At 58.3% G+C, this 21,471-nt stretch carries 18 protein-coding genes; 12 read left to right on the forward strand and 6 right to left on the reverse strand.

Annotated elements, in window-relative coordinates; all coding sequences use genetic code 11:
* The 9 genes from AC07O2_RS06670 (at position 1) to ahpF (ending at position 9,142) form a co-directional block, all read left to right on the forward strand.
* Positions 1-687 carry a glycosyltransferase gene (locus tag AC07O2_RS06670; protein ID WP_495074957.1) on the forward strand — a complete coding sequence of 229 codons (687 nt, stop codon included), beginning with the start codon at positions 1-3 and terminating at the stop codon, positions 685-687.
* Between the two features lie 8 nt (positions 688-695).
* Positions 696-1,700 (forward strand): lysylphosphatidylglycerol synthase transmembrane domain-containing protein, encoded by a 1,005-nt coding sequence (locus tag AC07O2_RS06675; RefSeq protein ID WP_495074958.1) that lies wholly within the window; start codon positions 696-698, stop codon positions 1,698-1,700.
* A gap of 119 nt (positions 1,701-1,819) precedes the next feature.
* On the forward strand, positions 1,820-2,920 hold the full coding sequence (gene gmd / locus AC07O2_RS06680) for a GDP-mannose 4,6-dehydratase (protein ID WP_495075090.1): 1,101 nt from the start codon (positions 1,820-1,822) through the stop codon (positions 2,918-2,920).
* Positions 2,921-2,932: 12 nt separating this feature from the next.
* Positions 2,933-3,886, forward strand: a complete 954-nt coding sequence (locus AC07O2_RS06685) for a GDP-L-fucose synthase family protein (protein ID WP_495074959.1) — start codon at positions 2,933-2,935, stop codon at positions 3,884-3,886.
* A gap of 50 nt (positions 3,887-3,936) precedes the next feature.
* On the forward strand, positions 3,937-4,905 hold the full coding sequence (locus AC07O2_RS06690) for a glycosyltransferase family 2 protein (protein ID WP_495074960.1): 969 nt from the start codon (positions 3,937-3,939) through the stop codon (positions 4,903-4,905).
* A 58-nt stretch (positions 4,906-4,963) separates the two neighbouring features.
* Entirely contained in the window at positions 4,964-5,842 is an 879-nt protein-coding gene (locus AC07O2_RS06695; RefSeq protein ID WP_495075091.1) for a glycosyltransferase family 2 protein, read from the forward strand.
* Between the two features lie 49 nt (positions 5,843-5,891).
* A complete protein-coding gene (locus tag AC07O2_RS06700) occupies positions 5,892-6,752 on the forward strand; it encodes an NAD-dependent epimerase/dehydratase family protein (RefSeq protein ID WP_495074961.1) in 861 nt (286 codons plus the stop codon).
* Between the two features lie 128 nt (positions 6,753-6,880).
* Entirely contained in the window at positions 6,881-7,444 is a 564-nt protein-coding gene (ahpC, locus tag AC07O2_RS06705; protein WP_490592802.1) for an alkyl hydroperoxide reductase subunit C, read from the forward strand.
* A 126-nt stretch (positions 7,445-7,570) separates the two neighbouring features.
* Positions 7,571-9,142, forward strand: coding sequence for an alkyl hydroperoxide reductase subunit F (gene ahpF, locus AC07O2_RS06710; protein ID WP_495074962.1), 1,572 nt, complete (start codon positions 7,571-7,573; stop codon positions 9,140-9,142).
* Between the two features lie 56 nt (positions 9,143-9,198).
* On the opposite strand, the gene AC07O2_RS06715 is transcribed toward ahpF, so the two are convergent.
* From AC07O2_RS06715 to AC07O2_RS06725, 3 genes are read right to left on the reverse strand one after another with little or no spacing between them, the layout of a single operon-like run.
* Positions 9,199-10,167 (reverse strand): hypothetical protein, encoded by a 969-nt coding sequence (locus tag AC07O2_RS06715; RefSeq protein WP_495074963.1) that lies wholly within the window; start codon positions 10,165-10,167, stop codon positions 9,199-9,201.
* The gene (locus AC07O2_RS06720; RefSeq protein ID WP_495074964.1) at positions 10,164-10,679 is read right to left on the reverse strand and encodes a (2Fe-2S)-binding protein; all 516 of its coding nucleotides are present in this window, start codon (positions 10,677-10,679) and stop codon (positions 10,164-10,166) included. The genes AC07O2_RS06715 and AC07O2_RS06720 overlap by 4 nt, the downstream gene beginning before the upstream one ends.
* A complete protein-coding gene (locus AC07O2_RS06725) occupies positions 10,676-13,270 on the reverse strand; it encodes a xanthine dehydrogenase family protein molybdopterin-binding subunit (RefSeq protein WP_495074965.1) in 2,595 nt (864 codons plus the stop codon). Before AC07O2_RS06725 ends, AC07O2_RS06720 begins: the two co-directional genes overlap by 4 nt.
* A gap of 299 nt (positions 13,271-13,569) precedes the next feature.
* Between AC07O2_RS06725 and AC07O2_RS06730 the strand changes: the two genes are divergently transcribed.
* A complete protein-coding gene (locus AC07O2_RS06730; RefSeq protein ID WP_495074966.1) occupies positions 13,570-14,559 on the forward strand; it encodes a GGDEF domain-containing protein in 990 nt (329 codons plus the stop codon).
* A 33-nt stretch (positions 14,560-14,592) separates the two neighbouring features.
* Here the strand turns inward: AC07O2_RS06730 and AC07O2_RS06735 are convergent, their stop codons facing one another.
* Positions 14,593-15,093: a 3'-5' exonuclease gene (locus AC07O2_RS06735; protein ID WP_495074967.1), complete on the reverse strand. Its 501-nt coding sequence runs from the start codon at positions 15,091-15,093 to the stop codon at positions 14,593-14,595.
* A 98-nt stretch (positions 15,094-15,191) separates the two neighbouring features.
* Between AC07O2_RS06735 and AC07O2_RS06740 the strand changes: the two genes are divergently transcribed.
* Both AC07O2_RS06740 and bfr read left to right on the forward strand, forming a co-directional pair.
* Positions 15,192-15,977, forward strand: a complete 786-nt coding sequence (locus AC07O2_RS06740; protein ID WP_495074968.1) for an oxygen-binding di-iron domain-containing protein — start codon at positions 15,192-15,194, stop codon at positions 15,975-15,977.
* Between the two features lie 113 nt (positions 15,978-16,090).
* Positions 16,091-16,567 (forward strand): bacterioferritin, encoded by a 477-nt coding sequence (bfr, locus tag AC07O2_RS06745; protein ID WP_495074969.1) that lies wholly within the window; start codon positions 16,091-16,093, stop codon positions 16,565-16,567.
* Positions 16,568-16,668: 101 nt separating this feature from the next.
* On the opposite strand, the gene AC07O2_RS06750 is transcribed toward bfr, so the two are convergent.
* Together AC07O2_RS06750 and AC07O2_RS06755 are read right to left on the reverse strand one after the other, a co-directional pair.
* Complete coding sequence (locus tag AC07O2_RS06750; RefSeq protein WP_495074970.1) at positions 16,669-20,136, reverse strand: AAA family ATPase; 3,468 nt, start codon at positions 20,134-20,136, stop codon at positions 16,669-16,671.
* Complete coding sequence (locus AC07O2_RS06755) at positions 20,133-21,410, reverse strand: metallophosphoesterase family protein (protein WP_495074971.1); 1,278 nt, start codon at positions 21,408-21,410, stop codon at positions 20,133-20,135. The genes AC07O2_RS06750 and AC07O2_RS06755 overlap by 4 nt, the downstream gene beginning before the upstream one ends.
* Positions 21,411-21,471 lie beyond the last annotated feature (61 nt).

Genomic DNA, 21,471 nt, shown 5'->3' on the forward strand with positions numbered 1-21,471 from the left:
GTGAAAATTTCTTTGTGTTTGATAGTTTGGAATGAGTTACAAGGTTGTCAAGCGGACGTACCTAATCTGCCGATCAGTGAGTTCGATGAAGTATTTGCAGTTGATGGTGGCAGCACCGATGGCACCGTTGAATACCTAGAAAGCCAGGGCATCAAGGTTCATCGTCAACCCAAGCGTGGATTAAATGCCGCGTATGTTCATGCAAATGAAGTGGCAACAGGGGATGCGGTAGTCGTCTTTTTCGCAAAGGGCACATTGCCAACGGGCGACCTCCTCAAATTCAGGCCGCTTTTTGATAAAGGCAATGATCTCGTAATCGCCAGTAGGCAACTACCGGGATCTGTGAACGAAGAGGATGCGCACTTTTTCCGTCCACGAAAATGGGCAGTTATGGGTCTTGCAGCTGCCGCCGCGTTGGTTTGGCGTCGCGAAGGCCCGTGGGTGCGAGACGTATTACATGGTTTCAAAGGCTGGAAACGTGAAGCCTTTAAGCGGATGAAAATCCTCGACGTGGGGCTGTCAATCGACATCGAAATGGTGGTTCGCTCCTACAAACTCAAAATATCGCGAGTTGAATTCCCAACGCAAGAAATCTCACGGGGTTACGGCGAGACACACTTCAAGATTTGGCCGACGGGTAAGCGCTTGCTGGCTTATCTGTGGTTTGAATTGCGACGACACGATTAAGGAAGCATGTGAATACTCACCCTAGTATGCTTCGTAGAATTGTAAACTCCATATGGTTTAAGTTAGCAATCGCATTTTTTATCATAGGATTGTTAATCCATTTCAATCGCATTGATATATCTGTAATCATTGCATTAACCAAAACTTGGCCATGGCTCATGGGCGCACTGTTATTGACCTTGCCACCATTTTGGATTGTCTCGTATCGCTTCAAAATCATACTTTCGAGCCAGGGCATTGATGTTCCTCACCCTCAAGCATTGCGCTGGACAATGATCGGTTCTTTTTTTGATCTTGCCATGCCAAGCTCCAATGGGGGCGATTTTGTGAAGGCTGGTTATGTGGCCGAACATGTTGGCGCAGGCTTGCGAACCCGTGCAGTCATGGCTGTAGCAATAGATCGCGTTATCGGTTTATTGGGGCTTTTTCTGCTCGCTGCGATAGTTAGTGTTATCGGATGGAATTTATTGGTAGATCTGCCGTCCCGTCTTTTAGTGGTAGGCCTGTCATTTCTAGCTGGGATTGGTCCCTTGATTTTTCTCCGAATTGCCGGAGCACGCCGTCTCTACAATAGCAGCCGCATTAACCGTTGGTTGATGAACCATTCGTGGGGGCTTCGTTTAAAGCAAATGATTGGCTCTTTCAATGCGTTACGCGAGAACCCTAGGGCACTTGTTGCAAGCTTAGCGCTTTCCATTTTAAATCATATTTTTTGGTGCACCGCATTGCTTTTTATTGCTTATGCAGTCGGAGACACAATAAATCCATTAAAAGGATTTATAGTTTTCCCACTCGCCATATTTGGTGGAATTTTTGGTGTTGCCGGGGGTTTTGGCTTGGGGACCGCAGCATTTGATTTTTTACTATCACATTTATTACTCATTCAAAACGGGGCCGTTATCGGCTTGCTTTTTCAAATCATCGGAGCGCTTTCCCGATTATTTGGTCTACCCTATTTTTTAAAAAACTACCATACCCCACACCAGCTGCACACCAACTCTGTGAAAAAGTAGTCCCTTTATTTTCAAACCATTGACTTGATAGCGCCCGAAGCATCTAGCGGTTAAAATTTGAGACTAAATTTAGTCGACCTCCCGGCTGTTACCGCACTTTAAAAATTGATTACCAGGAAATTAAATTGAACCACCCAAAAGTTGCACTGATTACCGGCGTCACAGGCCAAGATGGCGCTTATTTGGCCGAATTGTTATTGAAAAAAGGGTACATCGTGCACGGCGTAAAACGTCGTTCCTCGCTGTTCAATACTGATCGTATTGACAACCTCTACCAGGATCCACATGTTGACAATGCAAAGTTCAAGTTGCACTACGGTGACCTGACGGACTCCACCAACTTAATCCGCATCATCCAGCAGGTGCAACCTGACGAGATATATAACCTGGCGGCGATGAGCCATGTTGCAGTTTCGTTCGAAACCCCGGAATACACGGCCAATGCAGATGGTATCGGCACCCTGCGTATTCTGGAAGCCATCCGTATCCTGGGCCTGGAAAAGAAGACCCGCTTTTACCAAGCCTCCACTTCCGAACTGTATGGCCTAGTGCAGGAAATTCCTCAGAAGGAAACTACGCCGTTCTATCCCCGCAGCCCGTATGCAGTTGCCAAAATGTATGCATTCTGGATTACGGTGAATTACCGCGAGGCCTATGGTATTTATGCCTGCAACGGAATTCTTTTCAACCATGAAAGTCCGATCCGTGGCGAAACTTTCGTTACGCGCAAGATCACCCGCGCGTTGGCGCGCATCAAACTCGACCTGCAAGACTGTCTCTACTTGGGTAATATGGATTCGCTGCGTGACTGGGGCCATGCCAAGGACTACGTCGAAATGCAATGGCTGATGCTTCAACAAGAAAAGCCTGAAGATTTCGTCATCGCCACAGGCATACAGTACAGCGTACGCGACTTTGTCAATGCAGCTGCTCTGGAACTCGGCATCCATATGCGCTGGGAAGGTCAAGGGGTAGACGAAAAGGGATACGATGTTTCGACTGGAAAATGCATTGTTCAAGTGGACCCTCGCTACTTCCGCCCTACCGAAGTGGAAACATTATTGGGAGATGCAACCAAGGCCAAGCAAAAACTCGGCTGGACACCAAAAATCAGCTTCCAAGAGTTGGTTTCGGAAATGGTGCGCTCCGACCTCAGGAGCGCACAACGCGACGAGCTAGTCAAAAAGCACGGCTTCACAACGTACGATTACCACGAGTAACACAAAGTAGCCATGGACAAGACAAGCAAAATCTATGTAGCAGGCCATCGCGGTTTAGCCGGTGGTGCAATATTGCGCGCCTTACAGGAACAAGGCTATACCAACCTTGTAACCCGCACCCGCACCGAGCTTGATCTGGAAGACTCAGCCGCCACGCAGCATTTCTTCGAACAAGAGCGCCCAGCGATAGTTTTCCTGGCAGCGGCCAAGGTCGGCGGCATTCACGCCAATAACACCTATCCAGTCGATTTCTTGATGAGTAACCTACTTATCGAAACGAATATCTTCCGCGCAGCGCATGCTAATCAGGTGAGTCGATTGATTTTCCTGGGTAGTTCCTGCATCTACCCTCGTGATTGTCCTCAACCAATCAAAGAAGAATATTTGCTGACTGGCCTGCTTGAGCCAACCAACCGCCCCTACGCGCTAGCCAAGATTGCGGGCATCGAGATGTGCTGGTCGTACAACCGTCAATACGGCACCAAATGGTTGGCGGCCATGCCTACCAACCTATATGGACCCGGTGATAACTACGATTTGAATAATTCTCATGTGTTACCTGCGTTGATTCGTAAGACGCATGAAGCCAAGTTGTCCGGCGCTCAAGAGGTCGTTCTCTGGGGTAGCGGCACCCCAAAACGTGAGTTTCTGTATGTGGATGATTTGGCCAAAGCGCTGGTATTTTTAGCGGCGCTAGACGCTGAAGGCTACGACACACTGACGCATCCATCTTTGTGCCCTTTAATCAACGTGGGTTCAGGAGAGGACCTGAGCATCCGTGCGCTGGCGGAAACTATTGCGGATGTAGTCGGTTACACGGGCAAGTTTGTACAGGACACCAGTAAGCCCGACGGCACAATGCGCAAGGTCATGGATACATCCAAGATCCGTAATTTGGGATGGTCCCCAACGGTTGATTTGCCCACAGGTATCAAACGAGCTTACGAAAATTATTTGTGCATCTAGGCGACAACCGATCAACGCGACAGCGTTGCGGGCACTCGATCTCTGTCGCTTTGTGCACGCACAACGGCGGAAGATTTATCCAAGAGCAAATTGAAAGCATTTGCCAGCAAAGCCTGCTGCCGTCCGAGATTGTTTTATCTGACGATGCATCCAGTGATAACTGTGTGGATTTGGCGCAAACAATCGTCGCGGGCCAGGTCTTAAAGCAGTCGCGCTCGCTCCCGACCCTGCACATATTGCGTAATAGTCAGCCGCTCAAAGTCGTTAAAAACTTTGAACAGGCAATCAAGGCGTGTACGGGTGATCTAATAGCTTTATGCGACCAAGACGATGTCTGGCATACGGACCGACTCGTTCGCATGGCCCAGGAGTTTGTACAACGACCCGATTTATTGTTGCTGCATAGCAACGCAAAACTTATCGACTCCACGGGGGGCGATTTATCTCAGTCACTCTTTGATGCAATTGAAGTCCAAGGTTTCGAACTAGACTGGATCCACACAGGGCGTGCGCTAGATGCTTTTTTACGGCGCAATCTTGTAACTGGTGCAACTACCCTATTTCACCGTTCTTTATTGCAATATGCGCTGCCATTTCCCAAGGAGTGGTTGCACGACGAATGGCTGGCCATCGTAGCAGCTTGCATAGGGCTTGTAGATGTGATGGAAGATAGGTTGATTGATTACCGCCAACATGCGACAAACCAGATTGGAGCACGACGCGAAACGCTTTTATGGAAAATTCAGAAGGCTTTTGCGACACGCGACGACACGCTGAGTGCACGCGCTACAAAGGTGGAAGTTCTTCTTGAAAGATTGGAGCGACTAGATAAATACATACCTGCGACAACTATTGCAAAGCTACATGCCAAATTGGTGCACCAGCGCTTTAGAGCAAACCTCCCTAAGCGTCGCTTAGCTCGGTTGGTGCCCGTCCTTCGCGAACTGCTTACGGGCCGATACAACCAATTTGGTCGAGGCTTGCATTGCGTTGCACGTGATTTGTTGGAGTCGGGTTGAGATCAGACACTATATTGTGTGATAGCCAAAGAACAAAGGGCGTATTTTGATTTCCGTGGTGATAGTTAATTACAACGCCGGTGAGCTGCTGGCGGAGTGTGTGGAGACTGCCTTGCCCCAGGTGGGGGAAATTGTAGTCGTCGACAACGCGTCCATGGACACTAGCACCGACAGTTGCGCACGCCTTTTTGCCAATGATTCGCGCGTTCAGATTGTGCGCAATACCAGCAATTTAGGATTTGCAGCTGCATGCAACATTGGTTTCTCAAGAACCACGGGGGAGCATGTGCTTTTTCTAAACCCTGACTGCCGCTTGGATACTTTTGCAGCATCAGAACTATTGAAATATATAGAAAGCGATGCATCCGTGGGTATGGTGGGTGGACTGCTTATGAACCTCGATGGCTCAGAGCAAGGCGGTGGCCGACGCGCAATACCCACCCCTTGGAGGTCTTTCGTGCGGGCCTTTGGTTTGAGCCGGTACGAAAAACGCTGGCCCAAGCTGTTTTTCGACTTTCACTTGCATAAGCAACCCTTGCCACGTCACCCTATAGGTGTAGAGGCAATTTCTGGTGCCTGCATGCTGGTAAAACGCCAAGCGATTCAAGATGTTGGCCTATGGGACGAAGGATATTTTTTGCATTGCGAAGACCTAGACTGGTGCCTACGTTTTACACAAAAGGGCTGGAAGATCTTGTTCGTTCCCTCGGCCCGAATCACCCATGCCTTAGGAGTCAGTAGCCGCAGCCGGCCTATTTTCGTTGAGTGGCACAAGCACAAAGGCATGATGCGCTTCTATCGCAAATTCTTCCAACACCAGTATCCAGGCATATTCATGAACTTGGTCTCAATCGGTGTATGGCTCAGATTCTCACTGTTAGCCGCTTATCATCTTGCCAAACGCAGTAGGCAGTCGTTGGAAAAATCCCATGACTGACAGTGCATCGAAACATGCAACCTCGCTGGGGATACTGGGAGCCAGGAGCATGGTTGGCGCACACGTCCTGTCGGGTATTTCAAAAATCACGGAAAAGGCAATTGCCTTCAGCCGAAGTACCACCGCCCCTGCAGATTCAGATATTGAGTGGCGACAGTTGCCCGCTGAACTACAGTCCAGTGCTACAGACGTCGAGCCCATACCTTATTGGATTTGCGTAGCCCCCATTTGGGTATTGCCCGGATATTTCGCCATGCTGGAAAGCTGCGGGGTGCGCCGCATCGTTGCCCTTTCCTCCACCAGCCGGTTCACCAAAGACACGTCCACCGACATACATGAGCAAGCCATTGCCCGACAACTCGCCGACGCAGAAGATAGCTTGCAAGTCTGGGCAGAAGGTCGTGGCGTGGAATGGGTGGTACTACGGCCTACACTTATTTATGACCAAGGCCGGGACAAAAATATCTCAGAAATTGCAGGATTCATACGTCGCTTCGGTTTTTTCCCTTTGTTCGGAGCCGCGCAAGGCAAACGCCAACCGATACACGCAGAGGACGTAGCAGCCGCATGTTTGGCGGCACTACAGTCGCCTGAGGCTGCAAACCGCACGTACAACATTTCCGGTGGTGAGACACTTTCCTACCGGGACATGATTAGCCGCATTTTTGCCATGCTTGGAGCCTCTCCACGCCTCTTAACTGTTCCTTTGTGGGCGTTTAGCATGGCCGTGGTGCTCATGCGTCAAGTCCCACGCTATCGAACTTGGTCTTCGGCCATGGCGGAGCGCATGAACAGAGATATGGTTTTTGACCATTCAGAAGCAACGCGTGATTTTGGATTCATTCCTAGAAAATTTGTATTGGAACCTGCCACCGTCTCTATCGCGAAGCCGCCTCGGCGTACGAGCTAAGAAAATACATATCGAGTGCTATTGGCATAATACAAATTATTAATCAGCGACATCCGTTTAATAGCCTATTATTGACATTGGCAAGCGACGCATACCGCGTGCAGCCTAAGCTTTTACAGGAATACCACATGTCTCTGATCAATACCCAAGTCCAGCCTTTCAAGACCGAAGCCTTCCATAACGGCAAGTTCGTTACCGTGAGCGATGAGACACTGAAAGGCAAGTGGTCTGTGCTGATCTTCATGCCGGCCGCCTTCACCTTCAACTGCCCTACCGAAATCGAAGACGCGGCTGAAAACTATGCCGAGTTCCAAAAGGCAGGTGCCGAGGTCTATATCGTTACCACCGACACGCACTTCTCGCACAAGGTGTGGCACGAAACCTCGCCTGCCGTGGGCAAGGCCAAGTTCCCTCTGGTGGGTGATCCTACCCACACCCTGACCAACGCTTTCGGCGTGCACATCCCTGAAGAAGGTCTGGCACTGCGCGGCACCTTCATCATCAACCCCGAGTTGGTGATCAAGACCGCCGAAATCCACTCCAACGAAATTGCCCGCGACGTCAAGGAAACCGTACGCAAGCTGAAGGCAGCTCAGTACACCGCCGCCCACCCAGGTCAAGTCTGCCCCGCCAAATGGAACGAAGGCGCTGCAACCCTGACCCCTTCGCTGGACCTGGTCGGCAAGATCTAAATCTGCATGACGTAAGCGGCATCCAAAGGCCGCTACAGCCCGCTACGCACCCACGAGGTGGGTAGCGGGTGTTGGATAACCACGCCCAAAATATGGGCAGCACAGTCGAGATAGGAAGAGAACACCATGTTGGACGATAGCCTCAAATCACAACTCAAAAGCTACCTAGAACGGGTGACACAACCGTTTGAAATTGTGGCCTCCCTGGATGACAGCAAGGCCGCTGGTGAAATGCGTGGCTTGCTGGAAGACATCATAGCCCTATCCGACAAGATCACGCTGAAGACGGATGGAACGGACACCCGCAAGCCCTCCTTCAGCCTGAACCGCATCGGCAGCGCTATGAGCCTGCGCTTTGCTGCTATCCCCATGGGTCATGAATTCACCTCGCTGGTGCTGGCCCTGCTGTGGACCGGTGGCCACCCACCCAAGGTCGAACCCGGTGTGATCGAGAGCATCCAGGCATTGGATGGTGACTTCAATTTCGAGGTCTACATGTCCCTTAGCTGCCACAACTGCCCGGACGTGGTGCAGGCGCTGACGCTGATGTCGGTGTTCAACCCAAAAATCAAAACGGTCATCATCGACGGCGCGCTGTACCAGGACGAGGTCAACGCCCGCGAAATCATGGCAGTGCCCAGCATCTACCTGAACGGCAGCCATTTCGGCTCGGGCCGCATGACGGTAGAAGAGATTGTGACCAAGCTCGACACTGGCGCAGCCGACAAAGATGCCGCTCGGCTCTCTGCCAAAGAAGCCTTTGACGTACTGGTAGTCGGCGGTGGCCCTGCCGGCGCCGCAGCAGCCGTATACGCAGCCCGCAAAGGCATCCGCACCGGCATTGCCGCCGAACGCTTTGGCGGGCAGGTGAATGACACACTGGCGATCGAGAACTTCATCTCCGTACTGGAAACCGACGGCCCGAAATTCGCCATGGGCCTGGACGCGCATGTGAAGGCCTACGGCGTAGATGTAATGAACCTGCAACGTGGCGACAAATTGATCCCCGCCACCACACCCGGCGGCCTGGTCGAGGTGCAGCTGGCCAATGGCGGCTCCCTCAAATCCAAGACCGTGATCGTCACCACCGGCGCGCGCTGGCGCAACGTCAACGTGCCCGGCGAACAGGAATACAAAAACAAGGGCGTAGCCTATTGCCCGCACTGCGACGGCCCGCTGTTCAAGGGCAAGCGCGTGGCGGTGATTGGCGGCGGCAACTCGGGTGTCGAGGCGGCCATCGACCTGGCCGGACTGGTGGCGCATGTGACCCTGATCGAATACGGCGATGCCCTGCGTGCCGATGCGGTGCTGGTCAAAAAGCTGCAAAGCCTGCCCAACGTGACCATCCACATGTCAGCGCAGACCACCGAGCTGACCGGTGACGGCAACAAGCTGAACGGCCTGACCTATACCGACCGCACCAGCGGCCAAAGCCACCATATCGCGCTGGAAGGCTGCTTCGTACAGATCGGCCTGGTGCCCAACACCGAATGGCTCAAGGGCACACTGGAACTCAGCAAGCACGGCGAGATCATCGTGGACAACCGGGGTCAGACTTCGGTGCCCGGAGTGTTCGCGGCGGGTGACGCGACGACCGTACCCTTCAAGCAAATCATCATCGCCGCAGGCGATGGCGCCAAGGCCGCGCTGGGTGCATTTGACCACCTGATCCGCAGTTCATCCCCCGCCGTAGCCTGAAGACCAAGCCAGTAGACGTCCAGCCACGGATGCCCAGCACCCGTGGCTGAAACAACTCAGGGCTTGCCCGACTGCGTGTAGCCGCCGGTCAGGCACTCTGCCCCCTTGGGATCCTGGCAGCATGCGGCCAGCATGCGCACGCTGCGGACGAACTGTTCATTCCACTGCGCCTCGCTGTGCAGATTGCCAGGCGGCATCCAATGTGACTGGGGGAACTTCTTACCCCAAGCATCCAGCCCTTCCGTATGTCCCTGGCCAATGGACTGCCACATGGCCACGTTACAGCTATTCATGTTGCCTATGCGATGGCAGGTGGTACATGCGTTGCCGCGGGTGCTGATGGAAAAAGGTACAGCCCAGCGCTGAAAATCTTTACCAATATCATTTTTGTACAAACCAAAGGGATCACCAGGCACCATACGTGTCTGGGCGATAAAGGGGCTGTACATGAAAGGGCCGCTGTCGTGGCACTGCACGCAGTTCTTCGCGGCGGTCAGACTCGGCTTGTTCCAGAAGGTCTGCGCAGGAGGATAGCCGGGCAAAGGCTGCGCCTGGTTGGGCGGCGGTACCTTGCGGCCATCGACGCCCTCGTTTTGTTTCAGTGGCTTACGTGTGCTGGCCTGGAACCAGCAGGTGCTGCCGGTGCGCACGTTGTGGGCCACGATATCCACCTCATCATACAAATGGGTGTCAGCGGGGCGAATCATCTTCTGCCGGCAAAAGGCGCTGATCTGTGCCTGGTCATCGTCACGCAACACCAGCGCTCGCGAGTACGGCACGCATTGACCATCGGTCTTCTGCCCTTTGTCTGGCGGCAGCAGAGAGGGCCGGTCGCAGAGCATGTTCTTGGTGTACTTATCGGGTGTACGCCCATCCACGGTGATGGGTACAGCCACGCCGGTTTCACAACTGAATGCGGGTATGGGAGCCACCTTGTCTGCACACTCCCGGCCGTATTCGATAATGCCTTGCGCATGCACAGCCCCCGCCATAAGCAGCACCATGCTGAGTAAATAACGCTTCATACAAGCAGCCCTTTCTCAGCTGTAACCAGCGCACGGATCGCTTCGTAATACCGCACATAGCCGGTGCAGCGGCAGATATGGGCACCACATGCGTTGGCAATGGCCGCGTCCAGATCCGAGGCAGGAATCGGGGCCAAACGCAGACGCTCCAGCAGCATATGGGTGGCCATAACAAAGCCTGGAGTGCAGTACCCGCACTGAAAGGCAAAGTGGTCCAAAAAGGCCTGCTGGATGCTGTCCAGCTGCTCAGGCTGGCCTATGCCTTCGATGGTGGTGATGCTTTCGCCGTCCAACAGCACCGCAGGGGTCGAGCACGCCAGCAATGGCTGGGGTAGGCTCTGTGGGATGCGTTGCACCGCCACGGTACAAGCCCGACAAACACCGATGCCGCAGCACAGCTTGGTTCCGGTCATCCCCAAGTCTTCCTGGAGAAAGTCGATCAGCGCCTGATCGTCTGGCACCTCACGCTGCACCTTTTGACCATTGATATGGATAGTGATGGACTGGTTCATTTTCTCAATACCTTGCGCACTTTTTCAGGGGTCATAGGGAGTTCATAAAACCGATGGCCAGTGGCAAACGCCACCGCGTTCGCAATCGCCGGAGCAATCGGGCACAGCACGGCCTCAGCAATACCCTTGGCAGTGGACTCGGTAGTGGGCAGGACGGTCAGCCCCAGCCTTTTCAATGGCACATCGCCAGCCAAAGCTACGTGGTAGTTATCCAGATTCCAGCGACCGTTGCCACCGCCCTCTCCTCGCAAGGGGATGTTTTCCAGCAATGCGTAGCCAATACCCATGGCCACACCACCTTGGGCCTGGCCTTGCAGCAGATCAGGCTGGATAACCTTGCCAGCATCCAAAAACAGCTCAATCTGCAGAACCTTGACAATGCCGGTTCGGCGCTCGATCTGCACAGCAGCCAGTGCACCCGAAGGCGAAAACAGACTACGCCCATACAAACTGGCGTTCGCAGGGGGGGCGGCGGTATGGGTCCGGTCGTGGCGCCGCCAATCATGTTGATTGGCCAGCTTGGTGGACAAGCCATCCAAAGGCAAGCTGCCGCTCCAGTCCCCGACTTTGTAGTCGGCTGACACCCACTGCCCTTGGTAAACCGCATGCACCATGGCCGCAGCAGGCAGACCACCGGCATACAACTGGCCAGCAATCTTTACCAGATCCAGCGGCGGCAAACCGGGCGCCTCCAGTTGGCTGTCGCGCCACTGGGTGTGCCCACGCAAGGTGTCAGTCGATACCCCCCACAGCTGCGCAGCAGCCGGCAGCAAACCAGTTTCAAACAGAACCAGGCTGGCCTGCTCCGCCACATGGACCTGGTGAAACGCCGTCAAACAGGCACTGGACGACATGGCCCAGCTCGCAGTCCAACGCGGGTTGTTCCAGGCATTGGTGTCCGACGTATCGGTGAAACCCAATGGCTGCGTGAAATACGCGGCCTCCCCCATATTGGCCAACGTGGCATTGGCACCGGCGTATTTGGCCGTGCTGATGGCCAAGGTGGTGGCAGAACCATTGCCCATGTCCACGCAATTGGTGCGCACCGTGAGCTGCCCGTCTTGCGCAATCGAGACTTCGGCCATCACGCCATCCGTACCCGTGCCGAAGGCCTGATTGGCTAGCGCAAAGCCCACTCCATACAAATGCTCGGCCGTATGCCTGTGTGTGTGGCGCTGTGCCCACAAAGGATGCTCGCGCGCCAGACGGCAAATCTCAGCCAGTTGCATAGGCTGGGTCAACGGTGTGCCGGTTACCGTACGGTCACCCTTGCGCAGTACATTGCGTTCACGCAAGGCAATGGGGTCCAGCTTCAGGCGCACTGCCACTTCGTCCACCAGGCTCTCCACCGCAAAGCTGGCCTGTGGGCCACCAAACCCCCGCATGGAGCCGGCCACCACACCATCGGTCGGCACGGCTCGGGCATCCACAGCCGCCTGAGTAATGTTGTAGCCTCCGGTGCCACAGTAGGCGGCCAGCTCGGCCACATATTGGCTGTAGTTGTTATTGCCGCCCGAGCGCAGGTCTTGGTGGCTCTGAAAAGCCACGAAGCGACCGTCGCGGTCCACCGCAATACGCTGCCGCATGGTGGAGTCCAACTGCTTCAAACCAGACTGGAATTGCTCGTACCGGTCTTGTGCAATACGCACCGGCCCGTCAGCATAAGCCGCAGCCAGGGCCAGCAAAGGAGGGAATGTAGATGTATCTCGCCCGCCAAAGCCGCCGCCGGGGTAGCAAGAATTGAGCACCACCATCTTCACCTTGATGGGACAGTCCTTGTTCTGAAACAGGCCGAAGGTGGATGACAAGTCACCATTAGTCGCCTGCGTACCCATTACCAAATGCAGCGTATCGCCATTTCGCCATGCCAGGCCTGCTTCCGGCTCCATGAACATCGGGTCCAACACCTGCGTGGAATATGTACCCTCAAAGCTGCGAATACCGGGCTTGCGAAAAGTCTGGTCTATATCGCCCCGCAAGGTGCGCGCTACCCAATCGACGGCGGTAGGAGGATGGGCAAATGGATTGCTTTTGCCGCTCTCCACCTGCGAGAAGCCAACGCCCGCTGCATCTGCGTAGCGCGTTAGCTGGGTGGTAGGTGCATATCCCTGGTGGACCTCCGGGACGCGGGCGACATCGCCGTAACGCAGCACATCGGGGTTGAATTGCAGCAAGCGCTTGGCTTGGCGCCAGGTTTCAAAATTGCGAAACAGCAGCAGTGCCACAGGCTGCCCAAAGAAGACAGGGCGTTGCCCCTTGCCCACCAGCAAACCACTGGGCCATGTAGCCGGAGGCTGGGCAAACCAGGGAACGTCGATGTGGTCGTGCAGCAAATCTTCCTGCGTCACAACCTTGGTGGGCTTGAGCGCATCCGGCAGCATCGACAGGTCTATGCGCTCAAACAATCGATCCACCACCGTTGCACGCAGGACCATGCCCACCTGCTCCTGGGCTGGCCAGCCGGGCATATCGCGGGCACGGAAATCTCGCGCATAAATCTTCTGCCCGGTCACCTTGGCAATGCCATCGATACGAAACCGGGCCTTGCCAGGAGTATCGCCCCACGCGGGTTGGCCCGTCGGTGGCGGCACTGCGGTGGGATCAGTGGCACCTATGGCCAAACGATTGAACACAACGCATAAACTAGCCGCTCCAGCGGTCTGGATAAATGTTCGTCGTGATAAGGTAAACAGGCTTTTCAAGTCAGATCCTTCCTTATTGCTAGTGCTGGCCGGCCTGCACAAATGGCTCACCGCACGAGGCACAAAGCAGGCCGCCGGTGTAACACCTTGTATCATTCTTGTCTATGGCATGAAATAGGCGAATAGAAATTATTTTTCGGCGTGGTGCCGCTATTGAAGGCCCCCCAAAATCTGCGGAGGTTCAGCACATGGAGTCTTATGTCGCGTCAGCCGATTGCGAAAGCATGTTCGAATGGGCGCCCATTTCATTGTGGCTGGAAGACTACAGCGAACTCAAGAATCTGTTCGATGCCTGGCGTAAGCAAGGCGTAGTGGACATACGTGCTCACCTGCAAGCTGCGCCTGAGCGGCTGCTGGAGTGTTCGCGCAAGATCCGCCTGGTTCGGGTCAATCGCCAAACCTTGATCCTGTGCGCAGCACAGAGCCAAGAAGAACTGGTGGCCCGCCTATCCGATATTTTTCGCGACGACATGCTGGAGTCGTTTGTCACCGAGCTGGAAAACCTGTGGAGCGGAGTCTTCCATTTCACCAAGGAGACCGTGAACTACGCGCTGGACGGCAGGCGTATTGAAGCGCAGATCCATGTTCGCGTGCTGCCCGGCCACGAAGAAAGCTGGAGCCGGGTGATGGTGACACTGGAGGACATCACGATCCGCAAGAAAATCGCCGCCAACCTGGAATATGTCAGCACCCACGACTCTTTGACAGGTCTGTATAACCGCGCTTTTTATACCTCGGAGTTGGAGCGCATTGCGCGCCAAGGCACGTGGCCGCTGTGCGTAGTGGTCATGGACCTCAACGGGCTCAAGCGCATCAATGATGCGCAAGGCCATGCGGCCGGTGACGCAGTACTGAGGCGCGTGGGAGACCTGTTGCGCCGGGCGCATGCCATGTCCCACCCTGCCTGCTCCATGGTCCGTATTGGCGGAGACGAATTCGCCGCCTTGATGCCTGGCTGCAACGAATTGCTGGCGCAAGCTCTGATCGACTGCATCACCAAGCTGGTGAGCGAAAGCAATCTGCATGACCCCGAGTACCTCATTAGCCTATCCATAGGCATGGCCACCTGCAGCGCCGCGGGAGACATCGACGAAAGCCTGCATCTGGCCGACCAGCGCATGTTTGCCGAGAAAAACCGCTTCTACGCTGCCGCCCCCATAGAGCGGCGCATCGTATAAGCCGCTTAACTACACGACCAACCCGTCTGAGCTCTAAACGCGCAGGTCGATCAGACGCTGCAATGTGCGCTGCAGCAAACGGGCATCGTTGCTGGCCCTGTGCCGCTGCTCCCCCAGCTCCATACACACTTGCTGCTTCATGCCATGCCACTGTGACAGTTCATCTTCCCGCAACAAAGAGCGCAGGTTTTCGAGCTTGAAATAGGGGCTGAGGTCGGCCACTTCAAACAGCGCGTTGATCCAGCTGTAATCATTCGCCCAACCGTCGGAGTACACGGTTTGCCCACGCAACTGGGTGTTGAGCAACTGAGCCACTTCCAGTGCGGAGCGCCCCTTGTGCACAACCAGATCACGGGAAATATGATGCAGTTGTTCAGCCGCCGGGTCCCAATGGGTCCACTCCGGTTCGGGCTTGATCAAGGAACAAAAGCTGCGACCGTCAGACAACACACACCCCACTTCAATCGGATAGCTGTTACGCCCCAAACCAGAGGCTTCGATATCCAGGACGGCGGGAGCGGGGTGTGCATGCATATGGCAATTGTGACTGCGTCAATTGATTCATCTCTGATTTTTATCAAGTCGCCACAACCTGTATCGGCATAGAGTGGACGGCCCAACCCGGACCCCACATGCCCATCGAGCTCTACCGCGACCCTCAACACACTTGCCTCATGTTTGCCGACCTGATCGAAGAAGGCGGACAAGCCGTGCAGGCCAACCAATTCCTGATCGTAGACAGCGGCACGGGCGCCATCATCGACCCGGGCGGCAACCTGGCCTTCAACGAGCTATTCCTGGGCATGACGCGTTACTTCAGCCCACACAAGCTGTCCTACGTCATGGCCTCGCACGCCGACCCGGACATCATTGCCTCGCTCGACCGCTGGCTCACTTCCACCAAGGCCCAGCTCGTCATCTCCAAAGTGTGGGAACGCTTTGTGCCGCACTTCACCAAGGTCGGCAAAACCGAGGACCGCATCATCGGTGTAGCCGATGCAGGCGGCCGCCTGCCGCTGGGCAAAAGCGAGCTCTGGTTGCTGCCCGCGCACTTTCTGCACTCCGAAGGCAACTTCCACTTCTACGACCCGATCAGCCGCATCTTGTTCACGGGCGACCTGGGCGCCTCCGTGCTCACGGGTGAAGAGTCCAAGCAGGCCATTACCGATTTGCGCAAGCATATCCCGCACATGGAAGGCTTTCACCGTCGCTACATGGTGGCCAACAAAGTGCTGCGCCTGTGGGTCCGCATGGCACGCCAGTTGGACATTTCCATGCTGGTGCCACAACACGGCGCACCGATTGTCGGAGCCCCAGCGATAGCGGCGTTTTTCGAATGGGCCGAGTCACTCGCGTGCGGTATCGACCTGTTTGACGAACGGGCCTACCAGATACCTACCCAAAGCATTGACCGCTGAACCACGCTGCCCGGTGTAGCAGGGAGGCAAAGCAGGCACATTTCTTTTGATAGTCCCGCAGACTGCAGCGACAATGGCCCATCTTTTCACCCCTACGCTAGAGGACGAACACCATGAAGGGCGACCCACAAGTCATCGCGCATCTGCAAGCGCAACTCAAGAACGAGCTCACCGCCATCAACCAGTACTTCCTGCACTACCGCATGTACAAGCACTGGGGCCTGGACAAGCTGGCCAAGAAAGAATACGAAGAATCCATCGGCGAAATGAAGCACGCCGACAAGCTGATGGACCGCATCTTCATGCTGGACGGCCTGCCCAATCTGCAAGACATGGCCAAAATCCTGGTCGGTGAAGACGTGCCCGAATGCTTGGCCTGCGACCTGAAGGCCGAGCAAGGCGCGCAAGCCACCATCAAGGACGGCATTGCCTATTGCGAAAGCGTGCGCGACTACGTGTCCCGCGACCTGCTGCAAGGCATCCTGGACGACACCGAAGAGCACATCGACTTCCTGGAAACCCAGATCGACCTGCTGGGCAAGGTCGGCATCCAAAATTACCTGCAAAGCCAGATGGGCGAGCTGGGCTAACCCCCGCCAACCCCAGGTCCATAGCGGGCCGGTGCAAACCGGTCCGCTATTTTTTTTAGTAGCTGCTTGCGCAGGAATCACCTGCGCTACAGCCCTTATTTCTATAAATAGTGGATGGTGAGCGCCTCTGCTGGCAAAGCTGCCTGGGCCACCTGCACCAGATGCTGGTGGTGGGTGAACAGCAGCACCTGGCCTCCTTTAGCGAAGCGGGCCAGGGCCTTGAACACCTGGGCGGCGCGGCTGTCGTCGGAAGTCATCAGCACATCGTCCAGCACCAGCGGCATGGCTTTGCCGGCCTCGCGCTGCAACTCCAGCGCGGCCAGGCGCAGCGCCAGGTACAGCTGGTCAGCCGTGCCCTCGCTCATGGCTTCGACACCGATCACCCGGCCGTCGGCGCCTTCGGCCTGCAGCACCGGCTTGTCAGCCGAGGCGTCAACCAGCAGCTTGGGGTAACGCCCACCGGTGATCAGCCCAAAGTACTCCGACGCCAACCGCAGCATGGGCGCCTGGGCGCGTTCGCGAAAGCGCTTCAAAGCCTCTTGCAGCAGGGTCTCGGCCAGCCGCAGCTGGGCCCAGGGCCGGACCGCGCCGCGCAGGCGGGCGACGGCTGATTCCATCTGCTCGCGCGCCTCGGCGGCCGCTGCCGAGGTGTCGATGGCCTGCAGCGCGCGGCGGGCATTCTGCGCGGCCTCGCTGGCCTGGGCGATGTCCAGGTCCAGCTGCGCGACGCGGGCCTCGCAAGCGCTGCGTTCGGCGTCGATATCCACCACATCCACGCCGGCCACCGCCGCCCGCAGTTCGGCCAGGGGCCGTGTCGCCGCCTGCAGCAGCTGGCCTTCCAGGGTGCGTAGCTGCTCTTGCAGCGCGCGCTTGGCATGGGAGCGCTCCTCGGCTTCCGGCAATTCGGCTGCATCGTTTACCGATGCCTCCGCGCACAGGGCTTGCAGCACGCTCTGGCTGGCCGACTTCTGTTGGCCCGCTACCGCCTGCTGGCGCAGGGCCACATCGAGACGCCGCTGCAGCTCGGTCGCTTGCGTGGCATGCGCCTGGGCCAGGGCCACGCGGGTGCCGAGCCCGTCGACAAAATCGTCCACGTGCTGCACCGACGGCTCCTGCAGCAGCGCGGCCAGGGCCTGGGCCTGGGTCTGCAGCGCGTCCTCGCGGGCCTGCAGCTGGGCAATCGCCTGGACGCGCCGGTTCTGCTCTGCCTGGGCCTGGTCCAGCGCCGCCAGTTCGGCCAGGCGGGCCTTGATGGTCGCCGCGCTGCTGGCCGCCGGCAGGAACAGGCGCGCGGTCCAACCTGCTTGGGCGGTCGCATGCGCGTCCAGCGCCTGCTGTTGCGCGGCCAGGCTGGCCTGCAGCGTACTGCGCTCGGCCTGCAGCAGGCCGCGTTGCCGGCTGCGCTCGCGGATGCGGGTGTCGGCTTCCAGCGCACCGCGCAGCCAGGTCACGGCCTGTGGCAGCAGCGCCGCCAGGTCGGCGGACGCGCCCTGCCCGACCGCTTGCAGCGCCGCGACCAAAGCCTGGGTTGCTGCCTGCGCACGGCCTTGCAGATCGGCCAGCTCACGCTGCAATGTGTCGTGCTGCTCGCACAGGGCCAGCGCGTTCTGGCGCTGGCCTTGCCACTCGCGCAGCGCCGCTGGCGGGTACGGCGGCAGGCCGGCCTGGGCCAGGGCGGCCTGCCAGTCGCTCTGCTGCTGCGCGCCCTGGGCGGCGCAGGCGCTGCGCTGCTCGGCAATCGCGGCGCGCCGGCTCTGGGCCTCGCTGGTCTGCAGCGCGCATTCGGCCGCCTGGGCGGCCCGCTCGGCGCCGGCGCGCAGCAGATCGGCCTGGCGGTCGGCCTCGGCCTGGGCCTGTTCGAAAGCCGCCAGCAACGCCGGGTCGGCAGCCGGGTTGGCATAGGCATGCTTGAGCTGCAGCCAATGGCTGTCGCGCTGCTGGCGTGCGGCCTGCAGGCTCTGCGCGGTGACCAGCTCGCCGACGGCCGCGAGCTGCTGCTGGCGCAGCTGGTAGGCCTGCAGCGCGCGTTGCAGGGCGGCGTCCTCCTGCTGCAAGGCATCGCTCAGCGCGGCCAGCGCGGTCTGGGCTTTTTCGGCCTCGGCGATCTCGGCCGGCAGCAGCGGGCGCACCGCGTACAGAGCAGCGGTGTCGGGCAGACGCAGCCCGGCCAGGGCCTGTTGCAGGCGGGGCGCCACTGCGTCCAGCCCGCGCTGGGCCTCGGCCAGGCGTTTGGGCGTATCGCCGAGCGCCTGGGCCTGCTGCACAGCCGTGTCCACGGCGGCTTGCAGCGGCGGGGCCACGCTGTGTACCTCGCCATCGGTGGTGTCGGCCAGTTGCGCGTCGATCTGCGCCAGCCGCGCCTGCTGCTGCGCCAGCGCCTGGGTCTGGCGCGCCAAGTTGTCGAGCAAGTCGTCCAGCGCGACCCGGTCTGCCGTGCCCGGTACGGCTGCCAGCACCGTGGCCAGATCTTGCTGCGGGGCGATGCGCTGGGCCATGGCGGCCAACACGGCCGCGCCCTGCTCCACCTGGGCCTGGGTCTGCAGGCGCTCGCTGCGTTGCTGGCGCACGGCCGCGCAGTCGCGCAGCAGGCGTTCGATCGCCGGCGCGTGGGCCAGCAAGGCCGGCTCCAGCCGCAGGCCGGACTGGGCCTGGGCGCACTGGTCGATCTCGGCCTGGGCGGTATCCCACTGGCTGTGCGCGGTGTGCAGGCTGTGCTGCGTGGCCAGGCGCTGCTCGCGTGCGTCCAGTGCCAACAGCTTTATAGTGTTTTGTGCCTCTAGCGCTGAATCTACCTGCGCATGCTGCTGCAATAAAGGTAGCACGGCACGCAGCTCGGTTAGCGCGTGGATGCGCTTGGTATGGCTGGCCAACTGCTGCTTCAGGTCGGCCAGCTGTGCATTGGCCGACTCCAGTGCGCGCTGCCGGTCCTTCCATTCGGCGGGTCGCACCAGCGCGGCCTTGAAGGCGGCTTTGTGTTCTTCGATTTGGCGCAACGCCTCGGGGATGGTGGCCTGGGTGGCGCGCGGGCTGTAATAGCTTTTGGCGTCGTCCTGCAGGCTGGCCAGCAGCGCCTTCACGCCTTGCAGGCCGGCACTGGCTTCGAACAGCGCAGCCCCCAGCTCGCCCTCGCCTTTCAGCAAATCTTCGCCGCCCTGGCGCAGGCGCGTATGGTCCAGGCCAAAGCTGCGCTCGAAGCCGGCGCGGTCCAGGCCGCCGGTCAGCGCCTGGGCAATGGCGGCCGACACGGGTGTGGCCAGCGGCAGGCCGGTGGCGGGGTCGGCAGTGGTCAGCGCATCCTTGTTCTTCTTGCGCCGGGCCACGGCCACCGGCTGGCCATCGGTATCGGCGAACACCCCGGCCAGCAGCAGCTTGGCGCTGTCGTGCACAAAGTTGTCGGCGCTGCGCAGCGGAATGCCAAAACGCAAGTCGGCCATGGCGCGCAGGGCCGAGGACTTGCCAGCCTCGTTCGGGCCGTACAGCAGGTGCACATTGGCCGAGGTAGCGCTGAAGTCCAGCTCTTTGCCGGTGAATGGGCCGAAGGCGCTCAAGAAAAGTTTTTGCAGCTTCATGCGGCGCTCCCCAGCCGGGCCAATAGCGTGGCTTCGGCGTCCAGCAGCAAGGCTTCCATAAAAGCAGGGTTGCTCCAGTCCGCCTCGTTCTTAGCTTCGGCGGGGAGTTTGTGCAGCACGTCGCCACAGGCCTTGGCCGTCCAGGCGGCCAGCGCTGCGGGGTCGGCAGCCAGTTCGTCGACCAGGCGCAGCAGCTCGGCCACCGCGTCCTCGCCCTGGGCCAGCTGGGTGCGGTCTATGGGGCTGGCCAGGCGCAGCTGGACCTGCTCTATCCAGAGTTCGGCGCCGGCCACGTCCTGGGCGGCAGCATGGACCGCTGCCTCCAGCGTGCCGGGTTGCTGGGCCTCGGTGCCGTGCAAGGCGCTGCGGCCGGTGAGCGCCACGCGCAGCGCGTGCAGGCGGTCGCCGGCGCCACGGGTGGCGTCGGCCAGCGTGGCGGCGATCAGCTGGGTGGCTTGCGCCAGGCTGTCCATGCCGTCCAGCGCCAGCTGCAGCTGGTGCCAGCGCACAACATCCAGCGGCACGAAGCGCGCCTCCATCTGCCCGCCTACCACCGTCACCAGTTCGCAGCCCTTGGGCCCGGTTTCGTTCGCATGCCGGCCCTGCAGGTTGCCGGGGAAGACGACACGCGGCGACTCGCAAACGACGTCGCGGGTATGCACATGGCCCAGCGCCCAGTAGTCGTAGCCCTTGGTCTTGAGCATCGGCAAGGTCGTGGGCGCGTAGGTATCGTGGATGCCGCCGCCGACCGTCAGGCTGGTATGCAGCATGCCGATATTGAACTGGCCGGGCACGGCATCCGGGTAGTCGGGCACAAAGTCTTCGTCCACCGCGCGCTGCGGAAAGCTGCGGCCGTGGATGGCGACGCCGAGCGCGTCGATGCGCACGGTTTCCGCACTGCGGCTGGAGAACACTTTCACGTGCTCGGGCAAAGGCAGTTCGCGGGTGATAGTGCCCTGGGCGTCGTGATTGCCCTGGACGATGTAGACGCCAATCTGCGCCCGGCCCAGCCGCACCATTTGCTCGCGGAAGAACAGGCCGGTGTGGAAGTCGGGCCAGTCGCGGTCGTACAGATCGCCGGCCAGCAGCACGAACTGCACCTGCTCGGCCAGCGCCAGATCGACCAGGTTTTCCAAAGCACGCCGCGTGGCGTTACGCAGGCGCTCCACCGGCGCGCCCGCATAGCGGCTCAGGCCGCGCAAGGGGCTGTCGATGTGCAGGTCAGCGGCGTGGATGAAACGGAAGCTGCCGGAGGTTTCCACTACAGTATTCATAGCGGACAGTGTAGGTGGAATATGCGGCGAAGGGCTTTTATCAAGCGACAGAAATCAGCCT

Source organism: Rhodoferax sp. GW821-FHT10B06 (genome assembly GCF_059415605.1).